The following is a 14,510-nucleotide window of genomic DNA, read 5'->3' as shown; positions in this document are numbered from 1 at the left end:
ATGTCATTGTTGAGGGCCAAATAATAGAATTGTCATGTTTTACAGCTGAGCAATTGTTAATTCAATCGTTTGAAAAGTGAAACGTTTCACTTTATAGTCAATAGAGATAATGCGTTTCTTGTGACTCGCTAAAAGTGAAACGTTTCACTGTAATATCAGTAAGAGCGGAAGAGACTGTAACTAAATCTGTGTAACTGTCTATCATTAAACCCCAAAAAGGGTAAGGATAGACAGCCATGAACCACGACGAACTAAAAGCAATAGCCCAAGCCGCAGCCAAGAACATTAAGACGGAAGCTGATCTTAATGAATTCAGGCAGATGCTCACCAAAATCACCGTTGAAACGGCCCTTAATGCTGAATTAGACGATCATTTAGGTTACGCAAGGCACGAGTCATCGGAAGCGAGTAATAGCCGCAATGGCTTTACCAGCAAGACCTTGCAGACCGAAGATGGCCAATTTCAAGTTGATACTCCACGCGATCGAGCAGGTAGCTTTGAACCCCAGCTGGTTAAAAAGCATCAGCGCCGCTTTACCTCCATGGACGATAAAATTCTCTTCCTCTACGCCCAGGGCATGAGCACACGGGAAATCGTCACCACCTTTAAAGAAATGTACGGTGCGGATGTTTCGCCCACATTAATCTCAAAAGTGACTAACGCCGTTATCGATCAAGTTGTCGAGTGGCAAGCGCGGCCGCTGGATGCCATCTACCCCATCGTCTATCTCGACTGCATCGTGCTTAAAATTAGGCAGGACAAACAGGTTATCAATAAAGCGATCTACTTAGCGTTAGGCGTGAATATAGAAGGCCATAAAGAGCTATTAGGGCTGTGGATATCTGAAAATGAAGGCGCTAAGTTTTGGCTTAACGTACTGACTGAACTGCAAAATCGCGGNGTAAAAGATATTTTAATTGCCTGCGTTGACGGCCTCAAAGGCTTTCCCGATGCCATTAATGCTGTCTACCCTGATACCCAAATACAGCTCTGCATTGTGCACATGGTGCGTAACGCCATGAAGTTTGTGCCTTGGAAAGATTACAAGGCCGTAGCGGCAGATTTAAAACGGATTTATAAGTCAGCAACCGAAGAGGAAGCCCTGCAAGCGTTAGCGCAATTTGCCGAGTGCTGGGACGATAAGTATCCACAGATAAGTAAATCATGGCATGCCCACTGGCATAACCTCAATACCCTGTTTGCTTACCCTCAGGACATACGCAAAGCGATCTATACGACCAACGCCATCGAATCACTCAATAGCGTGATTCGTAAGGCCGTGAAAAAGCGCAAGCTATTCCCTAGTGACGACTCGGCCAAAAAAGTTGTTTACTTGGCGATACAGGAAGCTTCAAAAAAATGGACGATGCCGATAAGGAATTGGAAACCGGCCTTGAACCGATTTATCATTGAATTCGAAGGCCGTTTAACGGATTATATTTAACCTAGACAGTTACACAGAAATATTTACAGGCTCGAGCGGAACGCTTGAATCGATCCGACTTTTCTAGGCATTTTGTCGTTTTTACAATGTTATTTTCATAATCCACCTGCGATATGTCATTATTGTTGTAATGCGGGCTAGTTGAGTTGCAGAATAACTCAAGATAGCAAATAGCAGCATAGATAATCATTTACTTCAGACGGCGTTACAGCTGCATAATTCCCAATTCAAGAGTGTGAAATCCTCATTCGCCTGTAGAATGAAGCCACTATCAGTGAGTATGGTGCTTTTCCGAGCCCTATCTGCCTGAAAATACGACATGAGTATATCTACAGTGGCGACATGTCCTGTTTGACTACATATAATAGGTCGAATTGCTTCCCCCATTATTAGCTGACTAAGTACTTCAAGCGATCATTACACTTATTTAAGGATTGAATATAAATGAAACTCGTATTAGCACCAGCCTTCGACCACGGTATTGGCCTTGCTCCGCTGCAAGGTGTTGGTATTCGGTATATAGGCCCTAATGGCTTTATTAGCTTGTTAGAAGGTGAGTTGGGGCTACCCATGCCAGAGTTGTCGCACACAAAAAATGTGATGGCCTACCTACAGTTTCTCCAGCGGCCTGAGCATAGCGCGCATTTTTATTGGCAATCACTACAAAATGCCTCGGCCATCCGTACCGCCGAGACCTTATTGCAATGGCGTAACACCCTGTATGAATACGGTTGGAATGGTTGTTGGCAGCAGGCCGAGCCAAAGCGTATAGCTGATTTGGCTTCTGTTGAAGAAAGTGGTGCGCACAAATTAGATATCGGCTTGGGGCAGCGTAGCCTGCGTGTTATTTCAAGGCTGGACGTATTTATCACTCAAATTGAAACAATTGAGATTATAGACGCCGATGCATTAACCCCCTGTATTCAGGCGATAGTAACTAAACTGGCAGGGCAGGGAGTCGCCATTCAGCACTTAAGCGATTTTGCACTGAGGGCTCAGGGTGATTTGGCTCTTTTACAAACCGCGTTCACCCACCCGGCGCAGCAACAAATCAGCTTAAGTAACGACGGCTCGGTGCAGTGGTTGCAGGCGCAATCGTTACAAACGGCTGTACGCTGGCTGGCAGAAACGGTTCGACTACACCCCAATAAACAAATTGCTATCTTTGCGCCCAATGATGCTGAGGCTATTGACGATGCCTTAATGGCAGCAGGTTTACCACTAACCGCACACAGCGTTTCATCATCGGCAAGGCCAGTATTGCAATTGTTACCGTTAACCTTGCAACTGCTGCAGGCACCACTTAACCCCGGGGCATTGTTACAGTTTTTAACCCATCCGGTTAATCCACTGCCTTATAGGTTGTGCCGTATGCTGGCCGACGTAGTCGCCAATAACCCAGGTATCGATAGTGAACCGTGGCGGCAGGTGGTGCAGTCATATTTCGAGTTATTAGAGCAAGGAGATGCAACAGCTGTTAAGGCTCAACGCAAACAATTAGCTGATTGGTTGGATGTTGCGCGTTATCCGCAAAATGCCGTCTCGGTTACAGCTATTAATCAACAACTTCAATTGTTACATCGTTGGTTGCGAGGGCGCGAAGCTAATTTAGAAAACCCAAAAGAGCGCCTTTTGTATCAACAGGCCATGGCACAAGTCGATGAGTTTGCACAAGCCTTGGATGTATTGGCTACCAATACGCAGCAATTAACCACAAACGATATTGATGATGTAATGCGCCAAGTGCGGTCGCGTGGCAGCGCAATGAGTGGCCGCGAAGCGCAGGCTGGCCATATAACTGTGCTAACAGATGCAGGCAGTTTTGCCCCAGAGTTAGACAGTGGCATTTACGACATAGTTATTTGGCTAGGAGTAGAAGAGCAAACCATCAAAACCTGGCCCTGGTTTAAGCAAGAGCAAAAAGCGCTAAGGCAGCAGGGGATTGATTTACCCGAGCAAGCGAGCTTGGCAGAGCTGGCCAATCAGCAGCTTAACCGTTTATTGCTGGCCGCCAGTGAGCAGCTGTTATTAGTGCAATTGCAGCGCAATAATGCCGCGCACCCCGTATTAGAAAAAATCCGCAGCTGCTTAGGTGAGGGCTTTAGCGCCCAGCCCTTGCAGCAATTAATGTTGCAGCCACAGCCTGCTATGAAACAGATAGCCAGCATACAGCTACCTCAGCGCCAGCGCTGGTGGCAGTTTGATAAGGGCCTTTTATCTGAGCCATCGGTGCGCTGGTCATACTCGCGGGTGCAAAAATACTTATTTACTCCACATGAATACGTGTTTAATTACATGGCCAAAATTCGTAATGATGATGTGCTAAGTCTAAATGACGATGCGCGCTTAAAGGGCTCACTCATACACTGGTTAGTAGAGGCCTTTTTTGAGCAGCATGGCGATAACAGCTGGCGTGCATTGGATGAGCAGGCGCTAGCAGCTTGGGCGCGTAAAGAGCTTAGCCAGTTAATTAACCAACGAGGTGCGGTGTTAATTCAGCCGGGCAGGCACGTAGAGGCAGAGCAATTAAAAGCCACTGGTGTCTCAGCGCTGCAATGTTTAGTGGGGCATTTAAAGTCGTCCGATGTTGCAACGATTGAAGTAGAGAAAAAACAAGAAGCTACATTCGGGGCTGATACTTTTCTGGGTTATATCGATTTATTGGTCATCCATAACGACGGTACTGAAACTGTTATTGATATCAAGCTGGGTGGCTTAAGTAAGCGTCGTGATGAGATTAAGCACAATCTCGCCCTGCAATTGACTACCTATAGTTGGCTGCGCCGTGAGAATGGTGCCACCACATGGCCCGAGCATGGCTATTTTATCATTAACGGTAATCAGCTATTGATGGCTAACAAACATAAGTTCCCTGAAGCCACCGTCGTGCAAACAGTAGACCCAGGCTCCAGTGCAGAGCTGTGGGGCAAAATGCAAATGACTCTGGCCTGGCGCAAAGCGCAGTTGCTGGCCGGTGAAGTGGAGCTGCCCTTAAAAGACATTCCCCAAGACCGTGCAGTTGAGCCCGCCGCAAGTGGCTTAGCCATGGGCGATCAAGATGAACAGTGGTCCGACTATAGCCACTTAACAGGTTGGGAGTAGCATTATGGATAATATTACCTTTATTTCTGCTGGTGCAGGTTCGGGCAAAACCTACAACCTAATGGAGCGTTTAGCCGCATTACTGCTAGATGAAAATAGCGGCATCAAGCCTGAAGGGGTTATGGCCACCACGTTCACAGTTCGCGCATCCAATGAGTTAAAAGAGCGCGTACAAGAAAAATTATTGCATGAACAGCGGCCAGAGCTAGCGGCACAAATGGAGTCGGCTTTTATTGGCACAGTTAATGGTGTGTGCGGCCGCTTGTTAAAACAATTCTCTTTTGAGTTGGGGTTGTCGCCACAGTTAGATGTGATCCCCGAAAATGAAACGTCTGCATTATTTAGGCGCGCTTTAGATCAAACCCTAAACATAGAGCGGGTGCAGGGTATTAATCGCCTAGCTAATCGCTTTAGTGTTGAAGATTGGCGTAAAGACGTAGAGGGCCTGGTGCAAGCAGCGCGCGCAAATAACCTCACAGCAGAACAGTTGCGCAGCCAAGGTGCCGCCAATGCCAATAAGCAACTGAGTTTTTGTGGCCAACCCAAAGCTAATATCAATGCCTTAAGTTTATTAAAGCTGCTTAACAAAAGTGTGGGCGAAATCGATACCAGTATTGATAGCACTAAAGCCACTGCAGGGTTTATTGATCAGGCTCGCGGCATGAACATGCAGTTAAGCGGCGATAATTGGGCATGGGTAGATTGGCTAAGGTTAGCCAAGGCTGGTGTGGGTGCAAAGAGTAGAGCCTGTGTAGAAGAGTTAATAGATTATGCCAGCCGTTTTGAAGTTAGCCTTGAATACCAAAACGATGTACGCAATTATTTAGAGCAGCTCTTTGCCGTGGCGGCTGATGCCATGGCCGATTTTCAAGCCATGAAAACCCGTATGGGTTTAATCGACTTTGTCGACCAAGAGCGTGAGCTACTGCGTGCCCTTGAGCTACCGCATGTATGCGCAGTATTAGAGGATGAGCTTGACCTATTAATGGTGGATGAGTTTCAAGATACCAGCCCCATTCAGTTGGCGTTATTTTTAAAGCTCAGCCAGTTAGCCACCCAAGTGATTTGGGTGGGTGACATCAAACAGTCCATCTATGGCTTTCGAGGTAGTGATCCAAGTTTAATGCTAGGTGTTATAGAGGCAATGACCCAACGAGGCATGGCCATCGATACGCTCGAGCATTCCTGGCGCTCGCGGCCAGAGCTTATCGAATTAGTGAATAGTATTTTTGTAACCGCTTTTGCTGGTGAGTTAGAGCCGCAGCAAGTGGCGTTGCAATTTCCCGAGCAGCGTTGGGGAGTTAAATGGCCTACGCCAGCCTTGCAGATTTGGGCGCAAAATTCACGCAATGCCAGCAAGCGTCAATCGGTAGAAACTCAGGCCAATGATATAGCCTATGGCGTGCGCCAGCTGGTAGACAGCGGCATCAGTGTTATCGATAAGGGCACGCAGCAGCCGCGGCCCATGGCCTTGGCCGATATTGGCATCCTATGCCGCACCGGCAAAAATATTGCGCGGGTTAGCAAGGCGCTAGAGCAGCAGGGCCTAGCGGTGAACTTAAAGCGTGAAGCCTTAATGGCCACGCCCGAGGCAGTGTTAATCAAAGCGGCATTGCGGTTGTTGGTAAACCCCCGTGCAACATTGGCCCGTGCCGAGCTTATAAGCCTGGTGGCTAACCAGCCGGTGGCCGAGTGGCTAAACCAACGTGTTAGTGCTGTTAAAAGCGAGGCCTATGCTGAAGATAAAATGGCAGGCCTAAATCATGAGGTAATAGAGCGGATGTTGGCCATGCGTGATGCACTGCGCTTTACCACGCCGGTTGAAACACTGCGCCGTTTACTTTGGCAAATGGGCGCGCGCGATATAGTCATGGGCTGGGGTGGCCACAGCACCCTGGTGCAGCAACGCCTGCTCAACTTAGATGAAATGGTAGTGCTGGCCAGCAACTATGAACAACATTGCCAGCAACAAAATGCCGCAACGACTGTAGCGGGCTTATTATTGTGGTTGGATACGTTAGCCAGCGATGAACTCGATAAACAGGCGCAAGTGGAGGGTGCCGATGCAATTACCGTGGTTACCCATCACGGCGCCAAAGGCCTAGAGTGGCCCGTGGTGCTGTGCTGTGATTACGGTGATGCCCTCAAGGGCGATCTTTGGGGTATTAAAGCCATCACCACTGAGCCCTTCGATGTCAATGCGCCGCTGGCTAACCGTTTTTTACATTACTGGGTGCCGCCATCGGCTTGGCATAAAACCAACATGGCTTTTTACGATAAAGCCGAGGCCAGTGAATATGGCCTCGCGTTATTAGAGGCAAGCCGCCGTGAAAGCCAGCGTCTAGTGTATGTGTCGATGACCCGTGCCCGAGATATGTTGATCTTGCCCTGTAAAGCCAGCGTGCTAGAAAAAGGCACCGGCCTACCTTGGTTAACGAATGTCGGTGCCGATTGGATATTGGAAGCTACCGACACCCTCGAGCTGGGTGATGACGCTGAAATACCCACCCAAGTGATGCACTTGGATGCCGGTGAGCCCATAAGCCAGCACAGCCAGCAGCAATACTTCGGCTTTACAGCCCGTGAGCCACAGGCTTACCCAATAGCCAACATCTCACCTTCACAAGCCAAGGCCATTGCAATCAAAGTGGCGAGTAACCAGCAATACGCCGGTATTATTCCGCTCCCAACCGATAGAGATGCCGCCATCGCAGGCACGGCCTTACACGCAGTGCTGGCTACACAGCTATTGCAACAACAGGCCAGCGAGGCTGACATAATCAAAGTAGGCCAGCAGTTGCTAAATAGCGCAGGCCTCAGCGCGCTAGATACCCAAGCAGTTATAAAGGCAGGCACCGCCTTTTTAAACTGGTTAACCCAACAATGGCCAGGCGCAAAACTGTATATGGAGTACCCCGTTAGCATGACCAATGCCGTGGGGCAGCTACTAAACGGCACTATCGATTTATTAATCGAAACTGATCAGGGCTGGGTGATTATTGATCATAAAAGCACCTCAACCGAACTAAATGATTTACCGCATGTAGCCAGTCACTATGGTGGCCAGCTGGCGGCTTATAGGCATGCATTGCAAGCAGTAACCAACAAGCCCGTGCTTAGCCAGTGGTTGCACTTTATGGCCATGGGCTCAGTGCTTGAATGTGAGCTGGTGGAATAGGGGCAGTCGTACCGGACTTGATCCGGTACCCAGAGGAGCCGGCATCCAGTTTTTATTTTGTCTTGCCCGCTCACGAGCCCTCATGCCGGCCTGCGTACTTGATACAGCCTTATTCGGTCATGCCGGGCTTGACCCGCTATCCACTAGCAAAATTTGGTTTGGCGACTAACGGATTAACAGCGGCCGCTCACTATTGGTTATAAACTAGGCGGTTAAATGTAAAGGCCAAAATAGATAAGTTTAAAATTTTTAAAAACACAGTAAGCCATTGGTGATAAAGGCTTTTTTATGCTTAACTAGGCGGCTTAAAACAATAAACAGTTTCCTGTGAGTGGTAATAGTTTTTACCTCAAGCTCAATTGGATGGACTCTACAAACGCACAGGAACGTGCACTTAGGAAACTCGCGCTAAGAATTAAGGATGTTTAGTGGCCGCGAGCTCTACAGTAAATAAAGTCAACACCGTTCAGAATAAGATACTTTGTTACAATAGTGAGTTATTCCATCTTGAAAAATCAGGTTTAGAAGGCTACGTGACAAAACAAAGTGTTTTAGAGGTTTTTGGGTTTAAGTTTGGTCGGAGCGGTGCGCACTCAGCGCGCAGTATGATGATTGCCGAACTCACCACGCTCATGGCTGCGCACCCAGAAGGGGCTACGGCCGAACGGTTCAAAGAAGATGTGCTCACTTTCAATCTGCTACATAAGCCGACAAGTAATTCACGGAGATTGACTTACCGCCACCTCGTCGATCTCTACGGACTAACGGATGATGTTTGTCTGTTTCGTGTGTTCCGCAAACTCTGGCTCCAGGCGCCTTCGGCACAGCCAGTATTAGCGCTACAGTTGGCGCTTTGTCGCGATCCGTTATTACGTGCATCCATGCCCAAGTTAATGGCCCTAGAGCCTGGTGAGTCGATTACTCGCCAAGATATGGAGGCTTTATTAGAACAGCATAATCCGGGGGGCTACAGTGCAGCGTCACTCAAGTCTTTTGCGCAAAACATTAATGGCAGTTGGACACAAGCCGGTTTTCTACTTGGCCGTGCTCGTAAAACCCGTAGTCAAGCACCTGTCCATGCAGTCAATGTCGCTTTCGCCTTGTTTATAGCTTCCCTGCAGGGTCTACAAGGACAACGAGGTTTCAACAGTGAATGGTGCCAGCTATTAAGCCGTGATACAGATCAGTTATATCAGTTGGCTCACGTGGCCTCATTGCACGGTTATCTACGTTTTAAACAATCAAGTGAAGTTGTGGAAGTTACTTTCCCCGGCTGGCTCAACGATAACGAAAAGGAACTTTTCAATGGCTGATCGCATCAGCTCCTTGTTGAAAAACTACGAGAGCCATATTAGTTTACCCTGGGCACAAATGGCCTCGAGCGAAGAGCGCTCTATTTTTATCATCTATAAACCAGAAGATGAGCTTAAGTTGCGCGCCCGCGTCGGCGAATTTGAACTGGTTACCCAAAAGTATGATCACCCTTGGACGTTGTTAGATATCACCGACAGCTTCGCCAGTTGGCTGGCTGGGCAAGATTATGCTGAGGCCTACTTCGAAGATCCAGAGTATTTAACTGGCAACTACCAATACTTCGCCGAAGAGTTAGTCGATCAGCTAGCTCAACAAATTATTGATCAACAAACCGACCAAACGGCAGTGGTGCTTTTAGGTTGTGGTACGTTGTTTGGTATCACCTCTGTTTCTGATCTCGTTAAAGCCCTTGCGGCAAAAATTACCGGCAGGCTGGTGGTGTTCTTTCCTGGGGAACAAGAAGGCAACATCTACCGTTTATTAGACGCCAAAAATGGCTGGGGCTACCTAGCGACCTCAATTAAAGGATAAAGGATAAACCGAATGCTCAATCGCGAAATTTTTCAGAATGACCCTGTAGATAATTTTTTGGCAAACAACGGGGTGGCTAAAGTCTCTGAAGAGAAAACTGCCGAGGCGTTAAAAACGCTAGAGTACGAACTCAAAACTTTTGTTTGCGATGGTAAGTATAAAGAGGGCATGGAGCTTATCCTCAGCAATTACCTCGCAAGCCTTAAAACAAAAAACGAGCAAAAAGGCGTTTGGATTTCAGGCTTCTTTGGCTCGGGTAAATCGCACCTGGCTAAAATGCTCGCCAGCCTCTGGGTAAACCAAGCATTCCCTGGCAGCCAAAGTGCGCGTGGTATTGCAGACCTACCTGACACAACCGTTAAGCTGTTAGAGCAGTTAACCGATGAATCTCATAATCACCCTGGGCTGCACGCCGCATCTGGTACGCTCGGTGCCTCGGCGGGTAAAAAAGTACGCCTGTCTCTGCTGGCAATCATCTTTAAATCACTAGGGCTACCCGAACAGTACCACCTGGCTAAATTCTGCCTATGGCTTAAGTCCGAAGGTGTTTATGAGCAGGTGAAGCAGTCGGTCACAGCCAAAGTGTCTGGTGCTGAAGCTGAGGCTTTATGGGTGAAAGAGGTACGTAACCTACATGTTTCCCCTTTTATGCATAAAGCGGTTATCGAAGCCCTGCCGCAGTTGGCTACCGACCCCAAAGAAGCGCGAGAGATGTTACGTAGCCAATACGCCATCGTCGAAGACGTTAGCAACGATGAAATGGTGGATGCCTTGGTCGAAGCCCTGGCGGTCGATGGCCAAATCCCGTTAACCCTAGTCGTTCTGGATGAGGTACAGCAATACATCGGCAACGACATAGATCGTGCCCACGATATTCAAGAGGCAGTAGAAACCTGCTGTAAAGCCAGTCAGTTAAAATCTAAAGTTCTTTTTGTAGCAACCGGCCAGAGTGCGCTGGCTGGCATGAGCAGTCTGCAGCGCCTAATGGGGCGTTTCCAAACGCCTGTTCAGCTTGAAGATACAGACGTCGACGCCGTCATCCGCAAAGTAATATTGCAAAAGAAGGAATCGGCCCGCGCTAACATTGAAGATGTATTACAGTCCAACCTAGGTGAGATTTCTCGCCATTTGCACGGCTCTACTATTGAACACAATAAAGATGATGAGCAGGTGATAGTGGCGGACTACCCGCTACTACCAGTTCGTCGTCGTTTTTGGGAAAAAGTCCTGCACGCGCTGGATGTTACCGGTACCGGCTCGCAGCTGCGTAACCAGCTACGCATCGTACATGAGGCCTGTAAGAGTACTGCCAATCAATCTCTGGGGCACGTGTTACCCGCCGATTTCATTTATGATCAAATTGCAACCAACCTATTGCAAACCAGCATGATCTCCAAAGATATTTACGAGACCATTAGTCGCAAAAAAGCCGGTGACCACGACAGCCAGCAACAGGGCCGGGTGCTGGCCTTAATCCTACTGATAGGCAAACTGCCTACCGATGTAGACCATGGCATCGCCCCTACCGAAGAGTTTATAGCTGATCTATTAATTGAAGACCTCACCGGTGATAAAAACCTTGTTCGCAGCCAGGTGCCTGGCTGGTTACAGAGCTTGGAAAAAGAAGGGCTATTAATGTCCATGCAGACAGACCGCGGCCTCGAATACCGTCTGCAAACTGCTGAGAGTGCCCAATGGTACGATGAGTTTAACCAGCAGAAGAATCAGTACCGTGGTAACCCACAGCGCATCGAGGGTTTTAAACAGCAGCTGATTCAGCAGCATATTCGCCAGGCTCTGGGTAAAAGCACGACACTACAGGGCGCTAGCAAGGTGTCGCGCCCCATACAAGCTTGCTTTGAAGCAGAGTTGCCGAATGATGCTGATAAAAAACTCTACGCTTGGGTACATACCGGTTCGGAGAAAGCCTTTCTTGATCAAGCCCGCGGTGCCAGGCCAGAAGAAGCAACGCTCTTTATCTATGTACCCAACAGTAACCAGTCAGATGTAGCCGATGCGCTTATCGAGCAGAAAGCAGCCGAGATGACGCTAGAAATCCGCGGTGTGGCTAGTACCGAGGCTGGCGGCGATGCACGTAAAGCTATGGAAAACCGTAAGAACGCCGCTGACCGCAAGTTGACGCAGTTACTGAAAGACATCTTCGCGGCTATACAGGTGAAGTTGGCCGGTGGTGCCGATGTTGAGGGTGTCGATCTCATTGAGCAGTTAACCAAGGCGGGTCAAATAGCCGTTGAGCGGCTCTACAGCGATTTTGCCCTGGCAGACGACCCCAATTGGGAGAAGGTTTATAACAAAGCATGCCGTGAAGGTGGTGAGAATGCCTTAGAGGGGCTGGGCTACAGCGGTGAAACCGTCAATCATCCTGTCTGCGAGGCTGTACGTCGTTTTATCGGCGTGGGTAAACAGGGCCGGGAGATTATCAGTGAATTCAGCGCCGCCCCCTACGGTTGGCCGTTGGATAGCATCGATGGTGTGCTTTTTGCGATGCTGGCAGCAGGAGTTCTCACCGGCACTGATGCCACTGGTCAGCCAGTGGATGCCAAAAGCTTGGTCCGTACGCAGCTCAGCCAGGTGAACTTACGCCCAGAGCGAGTACAGCTGAGTAAGGTACAGCTCATTAAAATTCGTGGCCTGATCACTGGCTTGGGTGTCGACTGCAGCCCCGGCCAAGAGCAGAGCCAAATGCTGCCGGCGCTGAAAAATGCCAAGGCGCTGGCCTACAGTAGTGGTGGCGATGCGCCTCTGCCTGCGAGCCCCAGTACTGAACAAATCGACGATTTGATGAGTATCACCGGTAACGAGTTGTTAAGTGCCGCGCTTGATGCCAAAGATGAACTGCTGGCCAACTATTCAGCTTGGCAGGCGACAATTGAGCTGGCTCAGGCGCGTAATGTTCAGTGGGGCGAGCTGCGCGATGTATTGCATCATTGCCGTGGCTTAGCCTTTGAGGGGCTTATTGATACTGAGCGCCAGGCCATTATTACTAACCGCAGCCTGCTGGTTTCTCCCAACCCTATCGAGCCTCTGATTAAACAGGCTTTTAGTGGCATCCGCGATAGCATCATGGCTCACCTAGGTGAGTATGAAACCGAGTATGGCAACTGCCTCAATAGTTTAGAGGCCGACGAGCAGTGGCAAAAACTCCCTGCGGACGAGCAGCAACAGCTGCGTGACCATCACAGCATAGCCTCAGTACCACGGGTGGAGTTGGATACCAACGAGCGAGTGTTGCAAAGTCTGGAAGACTGCAGCCTTAGCCAGTGGAACGATAAACGCGCCTCCTTAATGTCAAAGTTTGAAGCTGCACGCAACGCCGCCATTGCCAAGCTTGCACCAAAAGTACAGCGTGTTAGTACGCCACGACGTTTGATCGAAAGCGAGGAAGACCTCAACAAGTGGTTGGCGGAGGCGGAACAGCGTATTCGCGCCCAGCTGGCTAATGGCCCTGTCTCGGTCAGTTAATACGAGCCAGCAAACCGGTCGTCCTGATAAAGTTAAATAACGGACTTAAATGTTATGCGCCAAGCATTAAACAAAACCCTTAGATCCGCGCTGGAAAGCGCGGTCATCAAAGCCCGCGATATCGCTGAGCAGGCCGCTCGTGAAGCTATCGTGCGCCTGGGTGTGGCCGAGTCCACAGTTCCCAGTTACCTGGATGCTGATGAAGTTAGCCTGCGCGTGAAACTTCGTGCCCATGGCCGTAGCCTCGGTGATAGCAAAACCGGTAATGGCGAGCAGGGCATAGCACGCTTAGTTAGCGAGGTAGCCTACGAGCACTGGCACCGCATGTTATTTGCACGTTTTCTCGAGCAAAACAATTTGCTAATGTTCGATGCTCACACGCCCCTCACACTGGAGGAGTGTGAAGAGTTGGCTACCGATGAAGGCGCCCGTAATGGCTGGGAATACGCAGGCCTTTTGGCCGCCAAAATGCTGCCCCAGGTGTTTCGCAACGACTCGCCCGTGTTCGGTTTAAGTCTGGCCCTTAACCATATCCGCTCGCTAGAGGCCCTTATCGCTAAGTTAGATGTAGCGACGTTTCAAGCGCAGGACTCTCTCGGTTGGGTTTATCAATTTTGGCAAACCAAGCGCAAACAGCAGGTCAATGATTCCGGTGTCAAAATTGGCGCCGATGAACTCAGCCCCGTTACCCAGCTGTTTACCGAACCCTATATGGTTAGTTTTCTGCTAGATAACGCCCTGGGGGCCTGGTGGGCCAAGCGTGTACTGACACAAAATGATTTAACTACTGCCAGCAGCGAGCAAGACTTACGCGAGCGCGCCGCTATCGATGGTGTGCCGCTCAAGTATCTGCGTTTTATTAAAGGCGAAAGCGATCAGTGGCAGCCGGCGGCGGGTGGCTTTGAGCAGTGGCCACAAAATTTAAGCGAGCTAAAAACCCTCGACCCTTGCTGTGGCTCCGGCCATTTTTTGGTGGCCGCCTTCTTAATGCTGGTACCCATGCGCATGCAGGACGAAGGCCTGGATGCCAAAACTGCTATCGACGAAGTCATTCAGCAAAACTTACACGGCCTGGAGCTGGATCAACGCTGTGTGGAGTTGGCCGCCTTTGCTTTGGCTTTAGAGGCTTGGCGTTATCCTGCTGCCAGCGGCAAAGCCATTGGTTACCGACAGTTACCTGAACTTCAACTGGCTTGTACAGGGTTATCGGTAAAAGCAGCTAAGTCAGAGTGGAAGCAGCTGGGTGTTAAATTGGCAGATGAAAGTGGCAAAAAAAATATCGGTATTGCCTTAGATTGGATGCATCAAACATTCGCCGATGCGCCGGTATTAGGTAGCCTGATCAACCCGAGAAAGTCCAACGCCGCCAAAATTGTCGAATGGGATGAGTTAAGTGAGGCGTTAAATCAAGCGCTGGCCACCGACAGTGACGATGCCCATGAGGCGCAGATTGCCGC

The 14,510-nt window shown here is 49.4% G+C and carries 7 protein-coding genes; all 7 read left to right on the top strand.

Annotated elements, in window-relative coordinates:
* Positions 1-236: 236 nt before the first annotated feature.
* Entirely contained in the window at positions 237-1,445 is a 1,209-nt protein-coding gene (locus B067_RS0117605) for an IS256 family transposase (protein ID WP_019531413.1), read from the top strand.
* Positions 1,446-1,889: 444 nt separating this feature from the next.
* Positions 1,890-4,547 carry a PD-(D/E)XK nuclease family protein gene (locus B067_RS0117600; RefSeq protein WP_019531412.1) on the top strand — a complete coding sequence of 886 codons (2,658 nt, stop codon included), beginning with the start codon at positions 1,890-1,892 and terminating at the stop codon, positions 4,545-4,547.
* 4 nt (positions 4,548-4,551) lie between these two features.
* Positions 4,552-7,725, top strand: coding sequence for a UvrD-helicase domain-containing protein (locus B067_RS0117595; protein ID WP_019531411.1), 3,174 nt, complete (start codon positions 4,552-4,554; stop codon positions 7,723-7,725).
* 428 nt (positions 7,726-8,153) lie between these two features.
* Positions 8,154-9,038 carry a hypothetical protein gene (locus tag B067_RS0117590; protein WP_019531410.1) on the top strand — a complete coding sequence of 295 codons (885 nt, stop codon included), beginning with the start codon at positions 8,154-8,156 and terminating at the stop codon, positions 9,036-9,038.
* On the top strand, positions 9,031-9,570 hold the full coding sequence (locus tag B067_RS0117585) for a BREX protein BrxB domain-containing protein (RefSeq protein ID WP_019531409.1): 540 nt from the start codon (positions 9,031-9,033) through the stop codon (positions 9,568-9,570). The genes B067_RS0117590 and B067_RS0117585 overlap by 8 nt, the downstream gene beginning before the upstream one ends.
* A gap of 12 nt (positions 9,571-9,582) precedes the next feature.
* Positions 9,583-13,053, top strand: a complete 3,471-nt coding sequence (brxC, locus tag B067_RS0117580) for a BREX system P-loop protein BrxC (protein WP_019531408.1) — start codon at positions 9,583-9,585, stop codon at positions 13,051-13,053.
* A 54-nt stretch (positions 13,054-13,107) separates the two neighbouring features.
* Positions 13,108-14,510 (top strand): DNA methyltransferase (locus tag B067_RS0117575; protein ID WP_019531407.1); only part of this gene is annotated, 1,403 nt, incomplete at its 3' end.

It is taken from the genome of Dasania marina DSM 21967, assembly GCF_000373485.1.
Lineage (GTDB): Bacteria > Pseudomonadota > Gammaproteobacteria > Pseudomonadales > Dasaniaceae > Dasania > Dasania marina.
This window is presented reverse-complemented; position numbering and strand designations above follow the sequence as displayed.

Excerpts from the sequence above, each read along its gene's own strand:
- B067_RS0117600 (WP_019531412.1), top strand. The coding sequence starts at position 1,890 with ATGAAACTCGTATTAGCACCAGCCTTCGACCACGGTATTGGCCTTGCT.
- B067_RS0117595 (WP_019531411.1), top strand. The coding sequence starts at position 4,552 with ATGGATAATATTACCTTTATTTCTGCTGGTGCAGGTTCGGGCAAAACC.
- B067_RS0117585 (WP_019531409.1), top strand. The coding sequence starts at position 9,031 with ATGGCTGATCGCATCAGCTCCTTGTTGAAAAACTACGAGAGCCATATT.
- brxC (WP_019531408.1), top strand. The coding sequence starts at position 9,583 with ATGCTCAATCGCGAAATTTTTCAGAATGACCCTGTAGATAATTTTTTG.